This window comes from Pseudoxanthomonas sp. JC1303 (assembly GCF_058448525.1).
On sequence record NZ_CP185958.1, the window covers coordinates 3619486 to 3642277 of the forward strand.

General features: G+C 63.3%; 19 protein-coding genes. 3 read left to right on the forward strand and 16 right to left on the reverse strand.

The window, feature by feature from the left end; all coding sequences use genetic code 11:
• The first annotated feature begins 188 nt into the window (after positions 1-188).
• From ACORQU_RS16270 to ACORQU_RS16280, 3 genes are read left to right on the forward strand one after another with little or no spacing between them, the layout of a single operon-like run.
• Positions 189-1547 carry an alpha/beta hydrolase gene (locus ACORQU_RS16270; protein WP_491642112.1) on the forward strand — a complete coding sequence of 453 codons (1359 nt, stop codon included), beginning with the start codon at positions 189-191 and terminating at the stop codon, positions 1545-1547.
• Positions 1544-3061: a GMC oxidoreductase gene (locus tag ACORQU_RS16275; RefSeq protein WP_491642113.1), complete on the forward strand. Its 1518-nt coding sequence runs from the start codon at positions 1544-1546 to the stop codon at positions 3059-3061. Before ACORQU_RS16270 ends, ACORQU_RS16275 begins: the two co-directional genes overlap by 4 nt.
• 55 nt (positions 3062-3116) lie before the next feature.
• A complete protein-coding gene (locus ACORQU_RS16280) occupies positions 3117-3920 on the forward strand; it encodes an SDR family NAD(P)-dependent oxidoreductase (protein ID WP_491642114.1) in 804 nt (267 codons plus the stop codon).
• A 42-nt stretch (positions 3921-3962) separates the two neighbouring features.
• On the opposite strand, the gene ACORQU_RS16285 is transcribed toward ACORQU_RS16280, so the two are convergent.
• From ACORQU_RS16285 to ACORQU_RS16360, 16 genes are all read right to left on the reverse strand, one after another.
• Positions 3963-4856, reverse strand: a complete 894-nt coding sequence (locus ACORQU_RS16285; protein ID WP_491642115.1) for an SDR family oxidoreductase — start codon at positions 4854-4856, stop codon at positions 3963-3965.
• Complete coding sequence (locus ACORQU_RS16290; protein ID WP_491642116.1) at positions 4853-6691, reverse strand: glycoside hydrolase family 15 protein; 1839 nt, start codon at positions 6689-6691, stop codon at positions 4853-4855. Before ACORQU_RS16290 ends, ACORQU_RS16285 begins: the two co-directional genes overlap by 4 nt.
• Positions 6692-7080: 389 nt before the next feature.
• Positions 7081-7611, reverse strand: coding sequence for an MAPEG family protein (locus ACORQU_RS16295; RefSeq protein ID WP_491642117.1), 531 nt, complete (start codon positions 7609-7611; stop codon positions 7081-7083).
• Between the two features lie 126 nt (positions 7612-7737).
• Positions 7738-8148, reverse strand: a complete 411-nt coding sequence (locus ACORQU_RS16300) for an MAPEG family protein (RefSeq protein WP_491642118.1) — start codon at positions 8146-8148, stop codon at positions 7738-7740.
• Positions 8149-9935: 1787 nt separating this feature from the next.
• On the reverse strand, positions 9936-10697 hold the full coding sequence (locus ACORQU_RS16305; RefSeq protein ID WP_491642119.1) for an XAC0095 family protein: 762 nt from the start codon (positions 10695-10697) through the stop codon (positions 9936-9938).
• 660 nt (positions 10698-11357) lie between these two features.
• Positions 11358-11828 (reverse strand): hypothetical protein, encoded by a 471-nt coding sequence (locus ACORQU_RS16310; RefSeq protein WP_491642120.1) that lies wholly within the window; start codon positions 11826-11828, stop codon positions 11358-11360.
• A gap of 496 nt (positions 11829-12324) precedes the next feature.
• Positions 12325-12978 carry a hypothetical protein gene (locus ACORQU_RS16315; protein ID WP_491642121.1) on the reverse strand — a complete coding sequence of 218 codons (654 nt, stop codon included), beginning with the start codon at positions 12976-12978 and terminating at the stop codon, positions 12325-12327.
• A 60-nt stretch (positions 12979-13038) separates the two neighbouring features.
• Complete coding sequence (locus ACORQU_RS16320) at positions 13039-13455, reverse strand: hypothetical protein (RefSeq protein WP_491642122.1); 417 nt, start codon at positions 13453-13455, stop codon at positions 13039-13041.
• An 81-nt stretch (positions 13456-13536) separates the two neighbouring features.
• Entirely contained in the window at positions 13537-14178 is a 642-nt protein-coding gene (locus ACORQU_RS16325; RefSeq protein WP_491642123.1) for a DUF4145 domain-containing protein, read from the reverse strand.
• 78 nt (positions 14179-14256) lie between these two features.
• Positions 14257-15147 carry a hypothetical protein gene (locus tag ACORQU_RS16330; protein WP_491642124.1) on the reverse strand — a complete coding sequence of 297 codons (891 nt, stop codon included), beginning with the start codon at positions 15145-15147 and terminating at the stop codon, positions 14257-14259.
• Between the two features lie 304 nt (positions 15148-15451).
• Entirely contained in the window at positions 15452-16276 is an 825-nt protein-coding gene (locus tag ACORQU_RS16335; protein ID WP_491642125.1) for a hypothetical protein, read from the reverse strand.
• Positions 16277-16346: 70 nt separating this feature from the next.
• Positions 16347-16793, reverse strand: a complete 447-nt coding sequence (locus tag ACORQU_RS16340) for a hypothetical protein (protein ID WP_491642126.1) — start codon at positions 16791-16793, stop codon at positions 16347-16349.
• A gap of 18 nt (positions 16794-16811) precedes the next feature.
• Positions 16812-17255: a hypothetical protein gene (locus tag ACORQU_RS16345; protein ID WP_491642127.1), complete on the reverse strand. Its 444-nt coding sequence runs from the start codon at positions 17253-17255 to the stop codon at positions 16812-16814.
• Between the two features lie 451 nt (positions 17256-17706).
• Positions 17707-21180, reverse strand: coding sequence for a transcription-repair coupling factor (gene mfd / locus ACORQU_RS16350; protein ID WP_491642128.1), 3474 nt, complete (start codon positions 21178-21180; stop codon positions 17707-17709).
• Positions 21181-21239: 59 nt separating this feature from the next.
• On the reverse strand, positions 21240-21830 hold the full coding sequence (locus tag ACORQU_RS16355; protein WP_271646123.1) for a GNAT family N-acetyltransferase: 591 nt from the start codon (positions 21828-21830) through the stop codon (positions 21240-21242).
• A 78-nt stretch (positions 21831-21908) separates the two neighbouring features.
• Entirely contained in the window at positions 21909-22766 is an 858-nt protein-coding gene (locus ACORQU_RS16360) for a 23S rRNA (adenine(2030)-N(6))-methyltransferase RlmJ (RefSeq protein WP_491642129.1), read from the reverse strand.
• Positions 22767-22792: the final 26 nt, after the last annotated feature.

The following is a 22792-nucleotide window of genomic DNA, read 5'->3' on the forward strand; positions in this document are numbered from 1 at the left end:
GGGTGTCGCATCGCACTCGACCATGCATGCGCGGTCATGCATGCATGGGCCTGTGCCGTCACCGTCCGAAGCCCTCAAAACTCACCTCCCACTCCACAGCGCAGAACCGAGCTCGGGCCACTGACCGATCACGCCTTGGTGACCCAGTGAGCGCTATCACTCCAGGCCAATTCGACGGCAACGCACTCATGTCCAGACCCACGCTCTTCTTCTTGCATGCACTGGGATCCAGCGGGGCGCAGTGGCAGGAAGTGATCGCCCATCTCGACCAACGCCACGACTGCCACGCGCTGGATCTACCGGGATTTGGCGACAACCCCGTCCAGGGTCACACCGACGTCGCCTCACTGGTGCAGTGGTTCTGCCAGGTCGTGATCGACAGCGGCGCGTCGAGCTGGCTGGCGGTTGGGCACAGCATGGGCGCGAAGATCGCCACCCTCACCGCTGCCCGAGCGGCTGCCGGCGATGCAGGCCTTGCCGGGCTGTGCGGCGTCGTCTTGCTGGCGGGCTCACCGCCCGCCCGTGAGCCGATGGATGCGTCTCGGCGCAAGGACATGCTGGGCTGGGTCGAACACGGTTCGATCAGCCGCCGCGATGCGGACACCTTCGTCTCCGCCAATACCGCGGGGCCATTGCCCGAACGGCTGCGAGAGCGGGCCATCCACGACGTCATGCGCGCCGATCCGGTGGCGTGGCGGGCCTGGCTGGAGCACGGCAGCCGCGAAGACTGGCGCGAGGAGGCGGGTCGTCTGGCGTTTCCCGCCTGCATCATCGCCGGCGCCGAAGACGGCGATCTGGGCGCGCAGGCGCAACGCGATTTGAATCTTCCGCATTACGCGGCGGCGCAGGAGGTGCGGGTCCTCGCGCACGCTGCGCATTTCCTTCCCTACGAAAAGCCGCTTGAGGTTGCCAGCGAAATTGATGCGCTGGCCAGCGTCGCGCTCGAGCGCGCATTGCCTCACGAATTTTTATCCCTGCTCAACACATCGCGCGTCGATCCGCGGATGCGCGCCCGGCTGATCGCGCGGAATCTGCCTCCCGACCCGCGGGCGGCCGGCGTCTTGAACCAGGCACAGCGCCAGGTCTTGGCGGCGATCGTCGCGCAGGTCGTCGATTCGCCTGAGGGCGCCGAGGAGATTGCGCGCCGCATCGATATCGCACTGGCCGCGGGTGAGGGCGATGGGTGGCGGTTCGCCGAGCTTCCACCCGACAAGGACGCGTGGATCGCGGGACTCGCGAGCGTGGACGCGTTGGCCGGCGGCTTCTGTCATCGCACGACCGCAGAACAGGCGTCGTTGCTGCGCCAGCTCCAGCGCCGTGAGCTGACGGTGGGCGCGGGAAGCCCACTGGATCCGGACCAACTTGCCCTGTGGTTCGAGGATGCCTGTGCCCAGATCGCGCGTGTCTGGACCAGTCTTCCGCGCACGATGGCGAAGATGGGATATGACGGCTTCGCTGTCGCTCGCGACGGCGAGCTCGCACTGGGCTACGCACTGACGGGTGCCGACGAGGTGGAAGCCTGGCAGCTTGGAGCGCGTCGCGCATGAGCAACCCCTCATGCGTCGATGCGGTCGTGGTGGGCAGCGGAGCAGGCGGAGGCCCGCTGGCCGCGCGGCTTGCGCGGGCGGGCCTGTCGGTCCTGGTGCTGGAGGCGGGCGCACGCTTCGCCCCGGCCGACCATCTTCCCGACGAGCTGGAGTCCAGCCTGTACTGGATGGAAGAGCGACTGAGCGGAGGGCGCACGCCGACCGCCTTCGGTCCCAACAATTCCGGAACGGGCATGGGAGGCTCGACCCTGCACTGGGGTGCGTTCTGCCCACGGCCGGATGCGCGCGATCTGGCGCTGCGTTCGCACCATGCAGTGGGTGAGGACTGGCCCATCGCGCATCGGGAGCTCGTGGACTACCTGCGTGAGGTGGAGGCGACCATCGGCGTTGCCGGGCCGTCGCCTTATCCCTGGGATCCCGGCCGCGCGTACGCCTATGCGCCACCCAGGCGCAATGCACCGGCCGAAGCGATGGCCCGTGGCTGCGCGGCAATCGGCGTCACCGCCACCGACGCCCCGGCGGCGCTGGTGACGCAGGACCGCGAGCAACCCTTCCTCGGCCGGCGCCTGGCCTGTGCCAACTGTGGCGCGTGTCACCAGGGCTGCTTCAACGGGGCCAAGGCCGGCTCGGACACCAGCTGGCTGCCGATGGCGCAGGCGCATGGCGCCACGCTCCAGGCCGGCGCACGCGTCATCGACATCGAGCTTGACGCGCGAGGGCGGGTGACCGGCGTCGTGTACCGCCTGGAAGAGCGGAACGTCAGGCAACGTTGCCAGGCCTTGTTCCTGTGCGCCGGTGGCATCGAGACCCCGCGGCTGCTGCTGAACCTGGGGCTTGCCAATTCCAGCGGTCAGGTCGGTCGCAACTTCATGGCGCACGTGGCGACCCAGGTCTGGGGCCGCTTCGATGCGCCCATGCGCATGAACCGGGGCTACCCCTCCTCGCTGATCAGTGAGGACATGCTGCGGCCTGCCGACGCCGAGTTCGCCGGCGGCTACCTGATCCAGAGTCTCGGCGTGCAGCCGGTCACGCTGGCCAACAGCCTGGTGCGCGGTGCCGGCCTGTGGGGCGCCGGGCTGGTCTCGGTCCTGCAGGACTACAACCACCTGGCGGGCATCGGGATCAACGGCGAGTGCCTGCCTGGCGAGAACAATGTCCTGACCCTGGCGGGGGAAGACGACGACTTCGGCATGAAGAAGGCCCGCGTCGACTTCAGCTTCAACGACAACGAGCAGGCGCTCGATGCCCACGCCCAGCGCACGTTGTGGCAAATCTGGGAGGCGGCCGGGGCGCGGGACATCTTCGCGGTGGCGCGCTCGGCGCACACGCTCGGGACCTGTCGCATGGGCACCGATCGCAGCCGCGCCGTGGTCGATGCGGATGGCCGCTCGTTCGACATCGACAACCTGTACATCTGCGACAACTCCACCTTTCCCAGCGCGATGGCGGCCAATCCGGCCTTGACCCAGATGGCATTGGGCCTGCGGACGGCCGATCGCTTCCTGGCGGCTTGAATCCCGCGCGGCCGTCACCGCTGCGCTTGCACGACTCACTCATCAAGGAGATCACATGGACCTCGGTATCAAAGACAGGATCGCGCTGATCAGCGGCGCGGATTCGGGCATGGGCCTGGAAACGGCCAGGCAGCTGCTGCAGGCCGGCGCCCGCGTCGCCATCACCGACCTGCCGGACGGGACCCTGCAACAGGCCCACGATGAGCTTTCCCCGCTAGGGCAGGTCATCGCGGTGACCGGCGATGTCAGGCGCGAGAACGACGTCCACCGCATCTGGTCGGAGGTGCGCGAGCGCCTGGGCGACCCCGATATCTACGTCAACGCCGCAGGCGTCACGGGCGCCACCGGGGACTTTCTCGACGTCAGCGATGCGGGTTGGCTGGAGACACTGGACATCAACCTGATGGGCGCGGTGCGCATGTGCCGGCAGGCCATTCCCGCCATGCGCCAGCGCAAGTGGGGGCGCATCGTCCTGTTCGCCTCCGAAGATGCCGTTCAGCCCTATGTGGACGAGCTGCCGTACTGCGCCTCCAAGGCCGGCATCGTGAGTTTGGCCAAGGGGCTCTCCAAGGCCTATGGCGCCGACAACGTGCTGGTCAATACGGTCTCGCCGGCCTTCATCCACACGCCGATGACCGACGCCATGATGGAAAAGCGGGCCAAGGAAAAAGGCATCAGCGTGGACAAGGCGATCGCCACGTTCTTGGACGAGGAAAGGCCGGGTATGACGCTCAAGCGTCGCGGCAGGCCGGAGGAGGTCGCCGCGGCCGTGGCCTTCCTGTGTTCCGAGCGCGCCAGTTTCATCAACGGCGCCGGCTTGCGCATCGACTCCGGCTCGGTGTTCACCATCGCCGGCTAAGGCAGGCCCAGGCAGCCCGCCGAAGCGGGCTGCCCGTGGGCGTCAGGCGACGCCAGCGCCACCGGTGGCGCCCAGCACTTCACCGGACAGATAGCTGCCCTCCTGGCTGGCGAGCAGCACGTAGAGCGGGGCGATTTCGACCGGCTGGCCCGGGCGCTTGAACTCTGTCTGCGCGCCGAACTGAGTCACCTTGTCGGTGGGCTGACCACCGGCCCACTGCAGCACCGTCCAGAACGGACCCGGCGCCACGACATTGGCGCGGATGCCTTTCTCCATCAGCTGTTTGGCAAGCGCCTTGGTATAGGCCACGATGCCCGCCTTGGTCGTGGCGTAATCCAGCAGGATCGCCGAGGGGTCATAGGCCTGGATCGATGCGGTGGTGATCACCGACGCACCGGCCGGCAGATGCGGCACGGCGGCCTGCGCGATCCAGTGCATCGCATACAGGTTGGTCTTGAGCGTCTTGTCGAAGTCCTCGGCGCTGAGCTGGGAAATGTCCTCGCGGTACTGCTGCCGACCGGCATTGATGACCAGCAAGTCCAGGCCGCCCAGCTCGGAGACCGTCTTGTCCACCAGGGTCTTGCACCAGGCCTGATCGGTGACGTCGCCGGGCAGGCTGACCGCCTTGCGCCCCTCGGCCTGTATCAGTTCGATGACTTCCTTTGCGTCGGCCTCCTCACTGGGAAGATAGGAGATGGCGACATCGGCTCCCTCGCGGGCAAAGGCAATCGCGGCGGCGCGGCCGATGCCGCTGTCGCCGCCGGTGACCAGGGCCTTGCGCCCCTTGAGCTTGCCCGAGCCCTGGTAGCTGGTCTCGCCGTGATCCGGCGTGGGTTCCATCTTGGCCGCCTCGCCGGGCGCTTGCTGCGGCTGGGCGGGGAAGGGCGGCTGGGGATATTGGGTGCGTGGGTCCTGCATCTTGAGACGATCGCTCATGGAGATTCTCCTTGCTGTGGTGAGGGATGTGCGCTCAGTTCGGCCACCGTGGACATGGCCATGATGTGCGCCAGGTGGCTGAGTCCCTGGGGCGTGTTGCCCAGGAACTCGCCGGTATGGGGGTCGATCATTTCGCTCAGCACGCCGTTGCAATGGTCGAGCGCGCGACCGAGGCGATGCAGGCGCGCACGGGCGGCCTCGGTGTCGCCCAGGCGCGCGACCGCTTCGGCCATCCAGAAGGAACAGGCGATGAAACAGCCTTCCTCCTGCTCCATGCCCGAGTAGCGATAGTGGAAATCGCCTTGGCCCAGTTCGCGGTCGATGGCGTCCAGCGTCTTCTGCAGCCGTTCCTTGCCATCGAACCTGAAACGCACGGCCAGGGCGATGGAGGCATCGAGCCGGTCGCTGCCCGGATACATGACGAAGGCCTGCTTCTCGTCGGACCAGCACTCGGCTTCGATCCAAGCGCGGATCCGGTCGCGCTCGCGGTGCCAGCGATCGCGGCAGGTGGTGGGCAGCTGGCCCTGGTCGGCCAGTTCCACCGCCCGCGCCAATGCCTGCCAGCAGCTGACCTTGGACATGGTGTAGTGCTGCAGGTCCGCCAGCTCCCAGATGCCCGAATCCGGCATCCGCCAGCGATCGGCGCATTCGTCGGCCAGATGCGAGAGCACTTCCGCGCTCGCGCTGTCCAGCACGTTGCCGGTGTTCACGAAGCACCAGGCGGTCTCGAAGATGTCGCCGTAGATGCCGTGCTGGTGCTGGTCACCGGCCAGGTTGCCGACCACCACGGGTGTGGAATCGCGGTAGCCCGCCGCACGCTTGGGCGTGACCGACGGGACCTTTTCCCCATCCAGGGTGAACACCACCTTGGAACCGTGTCGTCGCAGCTGCTTGAGCAGCCAGGTGAAGGCCGCCTTCGATTCGGCTTCCAGCCCGGCCGCCAGGAACGCCTGGATGGTGTAGCCGGCATCCCTGACCCACGCATAGCGATAGTCGAAGTTCTTCTCACCGCCAATCCGCTCCGGCAGCGATGTCGTCGCCGCGGCCGCGATCGCGCCGGAAGGGGAGTACAGCAGCAGCTTGAGCGCGAGCGCACTGCGCACGAATCCCGCGCGCGCATCGCCCTCGAACTTGACGTTGCTCGCCCACGCGCGCCACTCGCGATCGGTCAGGTCGATGCGGCCATCGACCTCTTCGACCGAGGGCGCCACCAACGGCTCGTCCTCGCCGACCACCAGCGCGACGGTGGCCCGTTCCCCTGCCGAGACCGTGACCTCACCGGTGATCCCGGCATCGGACCAGTGGCACTGCACGGCGGAATGGTGAATCAAAAGCCCGAGAAGCCGCTGCACATGGAAGACCTTGTGCGGCCCAACCGTGGAGTAATACGGGTTGGCGGCTTCGGCGCGGGCGCCCGGCTTCATCTTGAGCACAAACCGCATCGTCCCTTCCAGGCCCTCGACCCGCCGTGCCAGCTCGCACCAGGGCAGGCGCCCAGCGTTGCCACTGTTCAGGGACTCGACCAGGACCGCCCGCGCCGACGCGGTGCGGAACACGGTTTCCAGCACATTGCTGTCGTCACGGTAGCGGCGCTCGATGTCGAAGGGCTCATCGGGGCAGAGCGAGAAGAACCCGCCGCGCTCGGGATCGAGCAGGCGATCGAACAGCGGCGGGCTATCCATGTTGGGCGCGCACCACCAGTCGATCGAGCCATCCACGCCGCAGAGCGCGACCGAGCGCCCCTCACCCAACGCGCCGTAGCGCGCAATGGGCAGCACGCCGTGCACGCGGAACTCACGCGCGTCCTGAAGACGGCTTTCAGCGTCCCCCTTCATCGGGCGAAACAACGCATGGAAACAGCGCATCGAGCGCAAGGAAAGCGGCGCAAGGAATGAGAGAACATGGATCTTGTGAGACGCGGGGGAAGCACGAACCTAAAGATTGCGGCGAGCATGTCAGGTGAAGAAATTCCCTTGACGCCGCACCGATTCCTAACAAGGTCGCGGGTCTGCCGGGCACGCGGAGGGGCGGGTCCGCACGCAGCTCCTGGACTAGTCCTTTGGCGTCACGCTCCGGCCCTTTAACAAGCGCGCGTGAGCGGCACAGGCGTCCTCGCCTGGCCTGCGCCGACGCACATACGTGCGTTACGCCAAAGCGAAAGTGAAGTCGCTTCTAACCGAGCCGAATCGCCCGGCGAAGCCGGTGGATCTGCGAGCGGTGGCGGTCAAACCACGTGTGCAGCGAACAAGAGCGCACCGAGCAGCAGGAGCACGCTGGGATAGAACGTCAGCGCAAATCCGAACGCCCGCCCTGGCGCGCCCCGCGGGTAGCCGATGAAGAAGAGCAGCCGCCCCAGCGCGAACATGCCAGCGGCCAAGGGGAGTCCCCCCAGCCAGCGCGGCGGCGCGAGCGCGGCCCAGGCGACATAGACGGGCAGGGCGAGGGCCAGTTGTTCGAGCGTGTTTTGCAGCAGTGCCTGCAGCAACCTGGCCTGGTCCGTGCCCTCGGTCATGCCGCTGCCATCGAGATCGGCGGGCGTGCGAAAGCGATGCGCGGCCAGCCGCGCGATGCAGACCGCGAGCGCCAGTGCAGGCGCCAACGCGGCACACGCCGCCAGCTGCAGCCGGCCCTCCAAGGTGTCTGGCAGCAACACAGCTGGCGCAACAAGGACCGCAGCGCCCAGCCCAGCGACAGAGAGCGCCAGGGCCGACGCCATGCCCAAGGCAACGCCATGCTGTGGTTTCGACAGGCTCATCGGAGATCGGCCCTGGTGGGAAGCGGGTGAACCAGGCCGCAGTGTCGGTGGGCGAGTCGGCTTCTGCAATCACAGGCGCCAAGCCGGAGAGGCTACGCACCTCGACGGCGGACGAAGAGGGCGTTCTTAGGTAACGGGCTCGGACACTGTGCGTGCAACTACAAGCACCCAAAGACCCAACACGGCCAGGAAGTTCAGGGTGAACACGATACCCCTGAGCCGGACGTTCCGCGTGCCAATGTGCACCACGCTGTGGAGAACGCGGCCCGCGATGAACAGCCACGCCAAGCCGACGGCGGCCGGCCCAGGCGTCCCGAGCAGCAAGAGGATGCATGCGGCGTAGAACAGCACCGGCCATTCGAATTGGTTGGAAAGGTTGGCGCCGATGCGCGGCTCGAATGCGGCGAACGGGTTCGACCCATCCGTGCGCCTCCCGACGCCCCACACCGCCGGGGCGCGAGCAACCGTGAGAAGCACGTAGAGCAACGCCGCGAGCGCGACATGCGCGGCCATGGCCAGAATCAGCGCTTGCGACATTTCTGCATCCAGGAGCTTAACGCGTGAATTGAGCCGACCCACTAAGCGGGTTGAGTTTGAGTGAACTGTTAGTCCCCACCCGGTAACCGGGCCGGACCATCGGTACGTTTTTGCGCCGAAGAAGAACTTTGACAGCCAGCCGCGAGGCTTGCCGACCGGGCGAGAACCGCCGCCCGCGCCGCCGCCGAAGAACTCAATGAGGTGTCCTACAGCCCCAAGCACCGACACGATACGGCGGAGGACTGTCACCGCTACAGTTCGAGAAGCAGCAATCAAGTGGCTCGTGGGTGTCTACGAAGCGCTGGGCGATTCACTCGCCGATAAGAGTGAAAAGCCACCTGAGAGCCATAGACAGTCTCTCCAATGGAAACACGATGATCAAGAACATCTAGCTGCCGGAGAATGCTCTGGTAGTGACGCAGCCAATGAGCGAAAACAGGGATCCCGAGCAACACAAACACGGCTGCTAGGACAAGCGAGACGGCAGTGCCTAACGAGGTAAGGTAGCGGATAGTCAAGAAAGCCAATGATGCTACTAGCAGCGGAGTGATGGTTGCAGCGAGCAGGACTTTGCGACGAGTCTGGAGAACCGATGCCCTTACGGCAGCCACGTCTTGAATCTGCACGATGTCGTCGTTGTCCATAGCGGCCTAACGCTGGAAATAAGCCGCGCCGCGAAGCGGCGTCGGCTTGAATGAATTGTTAGGCGGCGCTCACGTAACCGCCCGGCTGATGTTGTTGCCACGCGTACCAGTGGCAAGGAACTCGAACGCTTGGGGGAAACATTGCTCAATTCTAGCGATGGTGCGCAATGAGGATTGCTGCGACCATAGCGAAATGGGAACCCACCAGGGCTTGCCCCAGAAGTGATAGTACTGGGATCGCCTAGCCACAAGATTGCTTGACTATACAAAGTCATGTGGCGGCTCTGCCATGCGCCGGGAGAAGTGAATCTGAAGCCGAGGTGCTCCGTACTTGTCAAAGTTGAACGAGACGGACTCGACTGAGGAGTTGGACCAGCGCTCCAACTCGATCTCACGGCCCGAAACAGGCCAATCAGTTTGACGGAACGTGTGATCCATCCAAAGAAAGCCCTCCGTTTCAAGCAAGGGAACCAAACGGGTCTCCACGATTGAGGACAGAAAGCGAGTTTGTGCAGGCGCGAGCTGCTGCCACTTTCCGAAGCGCGTCTTGTGATTTGAATTGCCCCGAACCATCCGTACCGCCTAACGCCTTATGTCTTCCAGTTTCCCTACTGTAGGCGCCGAGCGCCCGGCATGCGCGCCCGATAACGCCTCGGTGTAGCAGCACCGTAACTCAGCAGGGGCCGCATGCCGGTGCTCGCGCCCTGCGCCCGGACAGTTGACCGAGGTCACCCTCGAACTGATAAGTGTGGGCCACGGGCGCGATGCCCTCGACCGGCCAACTCTATCGGAGAACGGGCATGACCGCAGTAGGTATTGACGTGGGCAAGGCGGCGATGGATGTGGCCATGCAGGCCAGGCCTGGGGCGGTGCAAATCGCCAGTTCGGCAGCGGGCATGCGCAAGCTGATCCGCTTGGTCGCAAAGCTTGATCAGGCCGTGTTGTGGTGGAGGCGACAGGCGGCTACAAGGCGGTCGGCTCCTGCGAGCGTCGGCGCCAAGCCAGGAGCGGCGACGCACCTGGCCAGCGGACAAAGAAGGAACTGAAGCTCACCTCAGCACTGCAAACGAACCAGCGGCGTCCCAGAGACGGCCCGCTGGTTCGCGTCACCGACCGGATCGGTTGCGCCAGGTCATCGCTCGCTCAGTGCAGATGCCGCCGATCGGCGTGCGGCGCCCCGGTCCACACGCGCGCCTCCCATGCTGGCGTGCTGTGCGATCCGTGGCTTCTTCCGGCCCGCCCCTGGACGAGGTACGGGGGCGCGGCCTCTTCCACCGCAAAACCCGCGCGACCCTGCTGCAGCGACTGCGCATTGATCTCCCTGAGGATCTCAGACACATCATTGGCCCGGTCGAAGATCGTGCTGCCCAGTGTCGCCAACGTGCCGGGTGCGAAGTCCGCCATGCCATCGGCGAACACCGCATCGGCATAGGCCTTGATGCCCGCCATCAGCTGTTGGAGCGTGTCGATCTGCGCCAGGGTCACGCCGAAGACCAGCCGTTGCGCATAGGTGCCGTGGCGGGCAGGGGATGCGGGGACGTAATCGCCTTCTTCATCCTCCTGTCGCTCGGACGATGACGCATCTTCTTCCTCTTCTTCTGCACCGGAAGCGTCACTGTGCGCCGCAGGGATATCGGCAATATCCACCATCAGCGGGTGGCCCGTACGTCCGTAAAAGTTCGCGTCCTTGAGCAACAAGTCCAGCTGCTCGGACAACTGGTCCAGGCAGGACATCACCTCGGCCATGCCCACGGCCGGTGCTTCGTCCGTGGGCCCTCCCTCAGTGCCTGGCTGGGCCAGCCGCGTAAGGAAGTGGATGTGATTCCTCACCTGCCTCAGCAACAGCCCGCTGTTCTCACGCAGGAAGTCCCCCGCACCTCGATCGTCAAACGTCTGTTCCGTCATCGCCGCTTCTCCTTTCACCATGAAGTGACCGCCCGCCGAACGGCGGACGGGAAGTCGGGAGGTTAGAAACCGCTAGTAGTCGGCGGGCGTATTCCCCTTACGGGTGTTGTATTAGCCGCCCTCCCGACGCAGGCGTCGCGTCGGTTTGTGCCTGCAGAATGCAGGCACAAAAAACCCACCGGTTTGACGGAGGTGGGTACCGCTACTAGAGGAGTTTCTACGCTCCTTGACTGGAGATTGCGGTCACTCGGCGGCCTTGTCAACCGTGTTGGGATTGCTTGTGTGATGCGGCCGACAGAAGGTCGAGCGCGTGCCAACGGCAACGCTTGCACCAAGCTGCCCGAGGTTAATGACGCGGAAGAGGAAAAGCCGCAGCACCGCCACTGTCGTCGAGTACTTCGGAAAAATGTTCCCGCATATGAGACGGCGGAGTGCTTCTTTCAATTGTTCGAGCGCGCTCGGACTAAGCGAAGTATCCACACCCACAGTGCTGAGGCCAGAGCAGATGTCCTTGACCAAACTCAGATGTCCTACAGCCCCGAGCGCCAGCATGGTTCCAGCGGAAGACTGTCAGCGTTGCAGTTCGAGACGCAGCAATCAAGCGGCGCGCAGGTGTCCACGAAACCCTGGGCGATTAATACGCAAATTATTAGGCACCATCTAGTGTTCTTGGCCGAACCAAGGTGGGGCATCGGTCGGCAAGTAGGGCCAATCCTGTCGACGGGGCAGGCTTCGGCGCGCGCTCTTAGCCTGGTCGGGCGTGAGGAATATGCCGAATAGGTCGTTGCCACTATTAATAGCGTAGAACCTCACCGAACTGTGCTGCAGCTGAGTGTTCACGATTGCAAACAGGGCGTACGTAGCAGTACCCCAGCTTTCGTAATCATCGCCACCATGCGGTGACGGATAGATCTTGTAGTGGCGCTGTCCGGCAACTACTTCGTAAGACGGGAGATCACTATTTAGATATTCGCGCACGCAGATTGGCGCATTAACATGATGCTTGAGCTCCGGGAGGAGCTTGGTGTATGCCTCTGCGATGCCATGCTCGGCGAGCTCTTCAGCATCGAGGTGAATTGCTTTGTCGTAGTCAAGTTCCATAGCGCGCCCAGCAAGCGGAGCGAGCGACATGAGAAGAATCAAAGAGCTAAGAAGTCGCATATTGCGGCCTAATACCAGAATTAAGCCTAGACGCGAAGCGGGTTCGGCTTGAATGAATTGTTAGGCCCTAAAGCCCGCCATTTAGTACCGTTGACCCGACCACAGATAGATCAGCCATGCATGCCTTGAAGGAATGGTGGCGATCTTCAGTTTGCTGCAACAGGGTACACATGCGGCCCTTGAAGATGCGTTTGGCTGGGCAAGAGCCCCTGGATCGAATAAGCGCCAAGTTGCGGTCCGCGCAAGTTACAACGCTGGGGTGCAAATCATCATCTGTCTCGAATTGACTGAAGCAAGCATCGTAAGCCCAGTGAGTGGCGTCGCCGCGTATCTCGCAGGGGGTCCCCGCGGATACAGGTTGCACAATGGCAATGATCACAAGGGCAAGGAGTGCTTTCATCTGGCGTCTAACGCCTGAATTAAGCCGAGCCGCGAAGCGGCTTCGGCTTGAATGAATTGTTAGGTGTCACGCCCTTGGCCTCGGCTTACCGACGTCTTCAGCGGCCGGTAGAGGGCGATTGTCAGTATCGCGCGCTAGCAGATGGGCGAGAGGCAGCGATCGCGCAATTTCCAGCACCCTAGACTTTTCCACAGCGATCTCTTGTTGTACCAACTGGTTTAGGGCACCAGCCAAGCTCTTGAGGGTGCGGATATCTTCACTGGAAAGTGAAACGAAGCGACCGGTATCAACCGTGACGGAAGACGCCTCGACAGGGGCGAACTGCGGGGAAAGATACACAAAGACCTGATTGTCTTCGAAGGCATTCACAGAGTGCGCAACAAACTTATCTCGGATGTCTTTGAAGTACTTATGCGACGCTTTATAGCAATCTGGAAGCTGATTTATCCATGATACTGGGATGCCTGACCGCACACCTGTACCGAACGTCCGCCCGTACTTGATAACGGCAGCAAACGATAACTCCCCTGCGAGCCAACTGTCGTTGAGCCAATCGGCGGCACTCTCATTCTGAGTCGGCATCGGGCGCATCAATGCAAGAGACTTGGCGCAAAGCTTGTCGGTGTCGCGGAGGTCGTTCTCTATTCCGTGCAGATCCGCAAGCCATTGAGCCTCGCTGATCGAGAAATCAACCCTTCCAGGAATGTAGAAATCGTTCACCGTTACACCTAGCGCTGGAAATAAGCCGAGCCGCGAAGCGGCTTCGGCTTGAATGAATTGTTAGCTGTCGCCAGCACCCTTGCAACGCTCGACATCAAGTACCGGAGTCAAACGAGGGAAATCGATACTTTTGCGAATGATCCCATACTCCCACCGACTCAGTGGGCCGGACAGCGTGCGTAGGTAGAGGGGTTTGGACAGGTCAATGAAGTAAAAGAACGGGATGTCAGAGAACGCCTGGCCTTTAGCGAAAGAATATTCCGGATAACCTTGAAGCACCAAGTACTTCTCATCTAATCCCGCGGCAGTAATGCATCCAAAAACTGTTTGTCCATTTTCCGTCGCAGGAGCGAGATAGGCCCTCGTCCCAGAGGGTGATGCATAGATCTTGTACCCACCACCCGTCCAAAGTGGCGGAAAGGTGTCGGCCGCGACGACCTGCGAAAGAAATAGAAGAGACGCGGTGAATATGTTCATGGCAGGTAACACCGGAAATAAGCCGCGCCGCGAAGAGGCTTCAGCTTGAGTGAATTGTTAGTGGATACGTTGAGGATTCAACTATCCAGTTCTCGACGGAGTTGTACTGCGCAGGCTCTCGGCGAGAGTTTTTAGGTGGTAAACGCTCTGCAATAGGTTCTCAACGATATCCATAACCGCGTTTACATCATCCGTTGACGGCTGATATCCACGATGAGCAGCCGCGCTCCCGGCATCCAGTGCAATCCTAAGAATTTCCTTGTTCTTTGAGCCTATCGCCCCACTTTGCTCCAGTGCATCAAGTTTGGCGGGGAAAGAGCCTTGATCGCCGGAGGTCTCGACCATAACCATGTCCAGGATCGCTCTAGCTCCCATGAGCGCGAGCGAGCGCCCGTTGGCATCGAGTGCTTGGTAGACTTGTTGGAGCAGTGAATTTATTGGCGCTGGAAGCTGGTGGAACCAGAGTGGCTTCCGTCGAGTGACACGGGGCGGATATGAGGAGACGCTTGTTTCGTCTGTAGGTTCGAAATAATTTGTGTGCTTCATACACACGGTTTCGCACCCAAGACATTCGAGAACCTCATAAGTGTCAACCCAGAAGATCGGGCCGTAGTCTTCTATTTCCTCGCTATCTCTGGACTCTCGCTCGAGCAAAAGCTTGTGCTTGGTAATTCGAGCGCAAGCGTTGCAGTGATGCTTCATTACGCTTTCTTGCTCGCCCATGCGTCCCCCCCCTTGTTCGCTAACGCGTGAATTAAGCCGACCCGCGAAGCGGCGTCGGCTTGGACGAATTGTTGGGCCTCACCGCAACTCGTCCAAGTGCCTGCCCGCGAACTCCGCTGAGCTAGACCATGCTTCCTTAGCGGAACCCGTTTGCGGATCTCGGTACCAGGCAGCGCCGAGTACCAACCCCATGTTCCATTCCCATGTTACGGCCTTGCCGGCTACATAGTCGTTTCGAGTTGTGGGAAAGATTCGGTAGAACACTGACACGCCGCCAGGTGACCGAGACTCTAGGAGCAGCCCGGACACACCCTGGATCTGCTTAGTCAGTGCCTCGTCCGAAAAGACAGGAACGTTAGCCATGAAAACAGTATTCGTTTCACGTGGCACCGCTTGAAGTGCTCGAAGCAAGGCTATGCCGGAGTCGATGGCTCGTAGAATGTCTTCGTCCGTTCCTTCACCGAGGTGGATAACACGATTTCTAATATCCCAGAAGTGTTGCAGCGAGCTGGGGACGTGGGATGCTAAGCCGTACGTTTTGTGCAGTTCCGAAATCGCTTGGGGCATCGGAATGTGGCGCCGACCATTGAGATGGCCGGTGGTGGCTAAGATCTCGCGAGCCAGCTTTTCGAGTTCGCTCGATAGGCTGATTAGTGCCGCCTTGGGGGACTTGGCTGCTTCGTGAACGATGTGCTGAGCTATATCTCGATCCGCAGCAATCTTCGCAGGCTCATCTTCTGCGCGCTGCTCGCTAGGTAGCGCAGCAACCTCCTCCTGCACGAGATCTGTTGAAACTTTGAAATTGTTTAAGGTCTCCTCGAGCTCAATCTCTTGGCCAAAAAGCTTGCCTCGCTTTAGCCGTGAGACGATGTCGGAAATCTCTTTGCGGAACATGAGCAACGCGACGAACGTCAGGACCGGCCACAGAAGCGCGGCTACTGCCCTTAGAAGTTCTGCCAAGTCCTTCATGAGGTTTCCTGTGAGGCGCAACGCTGGAAATAAGCCGAGCCGCAAAGCGGCTTCGGCTTGATTGACTTGTTAGGCCAGGACGACCCAACGCAGATGGCCGGCTGATCTTGCGGGCCGATAGGCTGATTGTCTTGTGCTCCGTCCGATGCAGGCCTCGCCACGTTGACCATCCGATGAGGTGACCTGCCAAGTGTCAGGCGGCGCGGTGACCAGTGCAAGCGGGAGCGCCATGCCAAGGAAGAAGCCACACGCCTAACACCTGAATTAAGCCGCGCCGCGAAGCGGCGTCGGCTTGAATGAATTGTTAGCCCTTGGGCTTGGCTGGCACCGCACCCTGCGTTGAGACTGGCGGATCAGGCAACTTTGCCGACTTCTCCGGCAGGAGACCTATTGCTTGGCCCAGCTGATAGAGCGTGAACAAAACAGTGATAAACCCAAGAACCTTTGCTGGGGTTGACTCCAGTGCACGGTTGAGGCGCTCTCTCCAGTTGGACTTGGCCGTCTTTAGCTTTCTCGTTACTAGCTTGTGGAATACGGAATTAAAAAAGTACACCTTGCACATCGTCGACTTGTGCAGTTTTAGGTACTCCTGACGCTCAAAGGCCTGAACTTCTTCGGCTCCTGTCAAGAAGTCGCGTGATTTGCCGCCATTCAAGTCCATCAGGTTCGGCATTTTCGGGTGCTCCACATATCCCGTCCCGTATATCTCTGAAACGAGTGCCGACAAATTGAAGCGCTTGCTGTCAGCGACCTGTGGTGGAATCTTTCCAGATAGCACGCGATATCGGTGCTCAATGGCCTCAAAACCAAAATTGATATTTGTCATATTCCAGTGCAGCCAAGAATGATCTTGGTGCTCTTGGACAAACTTGTAGAAGTCCTCAAGCATCACGGCTTCGAGGGCGTCGTATTGACCTTGGATCTGATCGCGAGGAATTTTCTTTACTTCCGCGATCAGGTGAATTGAAAAGCTGTGCATCGTGTGGCTAGCAACGTGGAACACAGCAATGGATGTGATGCGCGGTGAGTAGCCTTCGTTGTTATCGTTGAGGTTCTGGCACGAGTAGTGAATTACGAGAAGACTGTTCTCGTGCTTTGCGAGTGCCTTTACCTGCGCCCGAGCATCCATTGATCTAGTTCCTAAGGGCTAACGCCAGAATTAAGCCGAGCCGCGAAGCGGCTTCGGCTTGAATGAATTGTTAGCCGGCCAGCTGTGGATCTAGGCCAGCCGGGTCAAAACTGTCGGGCTGAACCCTGAGCACAAGAGTGTACTCAGAGTCACCCGAGTATTGATCTTTGATGCGAATGGACTCACCGGCCTGCGCGGTGGAGACAGTGCTACGAACCAACTGAGCAAGACAGGCAATGTCAGCCTGTGATCCCCAGATGGCTTGCCCGTCTATCCGGGCGTCCGACCAAGTGATTACTTTGAGGTACCAGTGCGGCCCGAAATGCTCGTGCTCGCTCTTGGCACTGAATCGACTGTCCGTGGAATAAGCGTCAAGCATGGCTGCAAAGCCTAGAAGCCCAGCTTTGCTGCCAGATAGCAGCCACTCCCTGGTTGTGTCGTCTGATGTGTAGAAGAAGCCAAAGTCTCGCCATTCTTGGCGAGTCTCAGCTTTCATCCGCTCTGACAGTTCTCTCATGGCCGGCTAACGCCTGAATTAAGCCGAGCCGCGAAGCGGTTTCGGATTGAATGAATTGTTAGAGTTGATGCCTTTAAAGGTGAAATAGAAGGCCGTGCTGCCGATTATGCCGAGGGCGCCGGCATTGAAAACAAGCTGAAGATAGTCAATCCAGTCGGATCTCAATAGGCTATTAGCTAACAATGCAATGGGCACGGATCCGATGAGGGATCCCGCCAAAAGCATTGAGCGAAGCACGAATTTGTTAGTACGTAGCAGCCAGAGTGACACCGGCAAACCAAGAATAACTGCATGAGCAATGGCGAAAAGCATGCAGAATCCGACTAGGGCCAGGAAAGAAATGATGTCTTCGCTGCTGCCTAGTCCTTTTCCGTTCAAAGCCATCGCAGCAGAAACAAAAGCCAGGGCTGGCGCAAGTGCTGCTGCCAGAATGGCCGTTAAAACTGCTACAAACGTTCTCATCAACTCTAACTACTATTAGACCCCTCGAAGGGGCGTTATCCGGATTCTGTGCTGTCGCCGCTGGCGGGTCAATTCAAAGTTCCCGAAGGGAATCAGGTGCTTGCGGTGCCATTTTGCGCGTGAGTTGCTCGCCGGGTGTCGGAATAGGGGGCGAGCAAACCCGGTACAACATCGCGGGGCGTGTAGACCCCGATATCGTGCGGAGTTCCGTCCACGTCACGGGCCGCAGCGTTGACGGGTGTTGGATGGCGTTAGGCCGAAAAGGAGGGGCTGCCGCGAGAGTCTCAACCGGCACAGGGGGTCTTCGCCGGATGATTTTGGTGCGCACGGTCCGGGCCCGCGATCAATGGTTGCGACCCATCTCGCTTGCGCGCGCGCCTTGGTGACGACGGTGCGGACGCCGTGGCGGCGCGCGATGGCGCGTGCCGTCACGGCGGAGGCGAGGGTCGGATCAGGCGGCCGGCGCCAGCGCCGTCATCAGGCCCTTGGCGGCGTTGAAGCGGTCGGCGGCTTCGGGCAGGGGCAGCTTGATCTTCAGCTTGTCCGGGCCGTCCATAGCGTAGATGCGGGGCTGCTTCTGGATCAGCTGGATGACGGTCATCGGGTCGACCTTGGGCTTGGCCTCGAACACGATGCGCCCGCCGGCCTCGCCCAGCTCCAGCTTGCGGATGCCCAGCGCGTCGGCGGTGAGCTTGAGTTCGGCGGTGGCGAACAGGTGCTTGACCGGGTCGGGCAGCAGGCCGAAACGGTCGATCATCTCCACCTGCAGCTCGCGCAGTTCGTCCACGTCGCGGGCGCTGGACACGCGTTTGTACAGGGTCAGGCGCGTATGCACGTCGGGCAGGTAGTCCTCGGGGATCAGGGCGGGGACGTGCAGCCCGATCTCGGCCCCACGCGCTTCCTCGCCGGCATCCACGTCGGGCAGGTGGCCGCGGCGGATGGAGCGCACCGCGCGATCCAGCAGCTCGGTGTACAGGCTGAAGCCGATCTCGGCCATCTGGCCGCTCTGGTCCTCGCCCAGCAGCTCGCCGGCGCCGCGGATTTCCAGGTCGTGGGTGGACAGCATGAAGCCGGCGCCCAGTTCGTCCATGGAGGAAATGGCCTCCAGGCGGCGGCGCGCATCGTCGGTGAGCGCGCGCGTTTCCGGCGCCACCAGATACGCGTACGAGCGATGGTGCGAGCGACCGACGCGGCCCCGCAGCTGGTGCAGCTGGGCCAGGCCGAAGCGATCGGCGCGGTTGATGATGATGGTGTTGGCATTGGGGATGTCGATGCCCGACTCGATGATGGTCGAGCACACCAGCACGTTGAAGCGCTGCTTCTGGAAGCCCAGCATCACCTGTTCCAGCTCGCGCTCGGGCATCTGGCCGTGGGCCACGCCGATGCGCGCCTCCGGCACCAGCGCCTGCAGGTCGCGCTGCATGCGGCCGATGCTTTCCACATCGTTGTGCAGGAAATACACCTGGCCACCACGCGCCAGTTCGCGCTGGAAGGCCTCGCGCAGCAGCGCCTCATCCCACACGGTGACGAAGGTCTGCACGGCCATGCGGTTGGCCGGCGGGGTGGCGATGATCGACAGGTCGCGCAGGCCGGCCATGGCCATGTTGAGCGTGCGCGGGATGGGCGTGGCGGTCAGGGTCAGCAGGTGCACGTTGGCGCGCAGGGCCTTGAGCGCCTCTTTCTGGCGCACGCCGAAGCGCTGCTCCTCGTCGACGATCACCAGCCCCAGGTCCTTGAACTTGACGTCGCTCTGCAGCAGGCGATGGGTGCCGACGATCACGTCCAGCTGCCCGTCGGCCAGCTTGGCCAGCTCCGCCTTGATCTCCTTGGTGGACCTGAAGCGCGAGAGCACCTCCACCCGCAGCGGCCAGTCGGCGAAGCGATCGCGGAAGTTGCGGTAGTGCTGCTCGGCCAGCAACGTGGTCGGCACCAGCACGGCGACCTGCTTGCCGGCGCTGGCCGCGGCGAAGGCGGCGCGCACGGCGACCTCGGTCTTGCCGAAGCCCACGTCGCCGCAGACCACGCGGTCCATTGGCTGGCTGCTGGCCAGGTCGCGCAGCACCGCGTCGATGGCCGCGTGCTGGTCGGGCGTCTCCTCGAACGGGAAGGTCGCGGCGAACGGCTCGTACATCGCCCGGTCCACATCCAAGGCCAGGCCGGCGCGGGCCTGGCGACGGGCCTGGATTTCCAGCAGTTCGGCGGCCACGTCGCGCACCTTTTCGGCGGCGCGGCGCTTGGCCTTGGTCCAGGCTTCGCCGCCCAGCGAATGCAGCGGCGCGGTCTCCACCGAGGCGCCGGAGTAACGGCTGATCAGGTGCAGCTGCGCCACCGGCACGTACAGGCGGTCGCCCTTGGCGTACTCGATCTCGACGTACTCGGCCGGCATGCCGCCGGCGTCCAGGGTGATCAGGCCGCGGTAGCGGCCCACGCCGTGATCCTCGTGGACGATGGGCGCGCCTTCGGACAGTTCGCCCAGGTCGCGGATGATCGCCTCGGGCTCCTTGCCGCTGCGGCGCCGCCGATGCGGCTGGTTGGCGCGCTCGGGGAACAGCTGACGCTCGGTGAGCACCGCGATGCGCGGGGATTCCAGCGCGAAGCCGTCCTCCAGCGGGGCCACGGCGATGGCGAAGGTCTTGGCGCCCGGGCCTTTGTCCAGGAAGGCCTTGAAGTCGTGCACCACCTCGGGCTTGAGCTGGGCCGACTGCATGACCTCCATCAGCGCCTCGCGGCGGCCGGCCGAATCGGCCGCGACCAGCACGCCGCCCGGATAGCCGTCCAGGAACTGGCGCAGCGCCTGACCGGCCGGTGCGTCGCGCGGGGCCAGCGGCAGTGGCGGCAGGATCACGTCGCCCAGCGACTTGGCCTCGTCCACGCGCGGGTGGGCCGGTCCGCACAGTTCCACGCGCGGGCGCTGGTTGAGCAGCTCGCGCAGGGGATTGGGGGCCAGGTACAGCTCGTCCGGCGGCAGCACCGGATGCTCGACATCGTGGCGGCGCTGCTCGTAGCGCGACTGCGCCTGCAGCCAGAACGCGTCGGCATTGACCAGGGCGGCATCGGCCAGCACCGGCAGCGCCTTGTCGCCCACGTAGTCGAACAGCGTGGCGGTGGCGTCGTAGAACAGCGGCAGGTAGTACTCCACGCCGGCCGGCGCCAGGCCGGACTTGAGATCCTGGTAGAGGCTGCTGCGGCGCGTGTCCACGTCGAAGCGCTCGCGCAGGGCGTTCATCGCCTTCTCCACGCTGCGCGGGTCCAGCGGCACCTCGCGCCCGGGCAGGATGCGGATGGCGTCGGTCTTGTCCAGCGAGCGCTGGGTCTCCGGGTCGAAGGCCCGGATGGTGTCGATGTCTTCGTCGAACAGCTCGATGCGCAGCGGGGCCTTGGCGCCCATCGGGTAGACGTCCAGCAGGCCACCGCGCACGGCGAAGTCGCCCGGGTCCTGCACCTGGGGCACGTTGCGGTAGCTGGCGGCCTCCAGGCGGCGCTTTTCCTCGTCGAAGTCCAGCTTCTGGCCGACGCGGTAGTCGAAGCTGCTGCCGGACATGCGCGCCACTGGCGCCAGGCGCTGCATCAGCGTTTGCACCGGCACCACCACGATGCCGCGCCCCAGCGTGGGCAGGCGGTTCAGCGCGGCCAGGCGCTGGGAGATGATGTCCGGGTGCGGGCTGAAGCGGTCGTAGGGCAGGGTCTCCCAGTCCGGGAACGGCAGCACCGGCAGGTCGGCATCGGGGCCCAGCAGAGTCTGCAGGTCCGATTCGATCTGGTGCGCGCCGTGGTTGTCCGCTGCGATGGCCAGCAGCGGGCCATCATGCGCGCGCGCGGCTTGCACCAGGTGCCAGGCCAGGGCGGAAGGAGAGGTCGGGGCGCGCCACCAGGCGCGCGGCTGGCCGGCACGCGGCAGCGGCGGGGTCGAGGAAGACTGGCTCATCAGTCGGCCATTTTAACTTGCTGGCCGGGACAAACGCCGTGAGCGGGCGCGCGAGGGGATCAGGCTGGCGCGGTCGGCGCGGGTTCGGCCTCGCCCAGGCGACCGGCGGCCGTGTCCAGGTCCAGCACGACCCGGGACATGCCCGGGGTCTGGTGCCCTGGCAACACGCGGAAGCCCAGCGACTTGACCAGTTGCAGCATCGGCTGATTGTCGTCCAGCACGTCGCCCTGCAGCTGCTGCACGTTGCGCCCGCGCGCCCATTTCACCAGCCGGCGCATCAAATGCCGGCCCACGCCTTGGCCGGCGATGAAGCGACTCACCAGGACCGTGTACTCGGCCTGTTTGCCACCGTCCAGGATGTGGGCCCGCGCCACCGCGCCGACCAGGGCTTCGCCTGGGATCATCGGCTCGGCGGCGACCAGCGCGAACGCCGTGCGGCTGTCGGGCGTGCACAAGGCCGCGGCCTGGTCGACGGACAGTTCGTTCATGGGGGAAAGAAAACGCTGGCGGATCTCCTGGGGCTCCAACAGGGAAAACGCCCCGCGGATCGGTGCCGCGTCTTCTTGCCTAATTGGCCGGATCAGGAGTTCACGGCCATCCCTCAGCCGGAATTTCTCGTGCCACGGCGGCAGTCTTTTTTGCCCGCTCATGGCCGGATGCTGTCACGCGGCGGGTGAAAGCGGGTTTGACATGGCTGGCCGTGGTGCAAGCCAACGTCCGTGCGGCGCTCAGTCGGGCTGCTTGAGCCATTCCAGGCGCGTGGTCGCACCGGTTTCGCCGAGCAGCCGCTGCAGCACCGGCAGGGCCGGGGCGATCGCCTGCTCCAGCTGCCATGGGGCATTGATCATCAGCATGCCGCTGCCGGCCAGGCGCAGCGGAGAGTCGTCCGGACGCACCTGCAGCTCGGCCAGCCAGATGGACCTGGCCGGCAGGGCGGCGGCCTTGCGGAAGAACGGCAGCAGCGTGCGCCGCTGCTTGATCGGATACCACACCGCCCAGGTGGCGTTGGGCCAGCGGCTGAGGCCTTCGCGCACGGCCGTGATGATCTGCGGGTACTCGGCGTCCTGGGCCTCGTAGGGCGGGTCGATCAGGACCAGGCCCCGGCCGAACTTGGTGTCTCCGATGCGCGGCGGCAGCAGCGCCTTGATCGCGCTGTAGCCGTCGCGGCCGTGCACGGCCACGCGCGCGTCGCGAGCGAACAGCTCGCGCAGGGCCTGGGCTTCTTCGGGCTGCAGCTCGCAGGCGGCCAGGCGGTCCTGTTCGCGCAGGTGCTGGGCGACCAGCAGCGGCGAGCCGGGATAGGCGACCAGCGCACCGACCGGGTTGTGCGACTGCACCGCGCGCAGGTAGCGCTCGATGCTCTCGTGCAGTGGCGGCTGGCCGAACAGCTTGAGCACGCCTTCGGCGGCCTCGGAGGTCTTGCGGCTCTCCGGCGAGGCCAGCAGGTAGTGGCCGCGCCCGGCATGGGTGTCGAGCACGAAGTACGGGCTGTCCTTGCGCGCCATCGCCTCCAGCAGGTTGACCAGCACCAGGTGCTTGAGGACGTCGGCATGGTTGCCGGCGTGGAAGGCGTGTCGGTAGTTCATCGCGCACAAGCATAGAGGATGCGGGC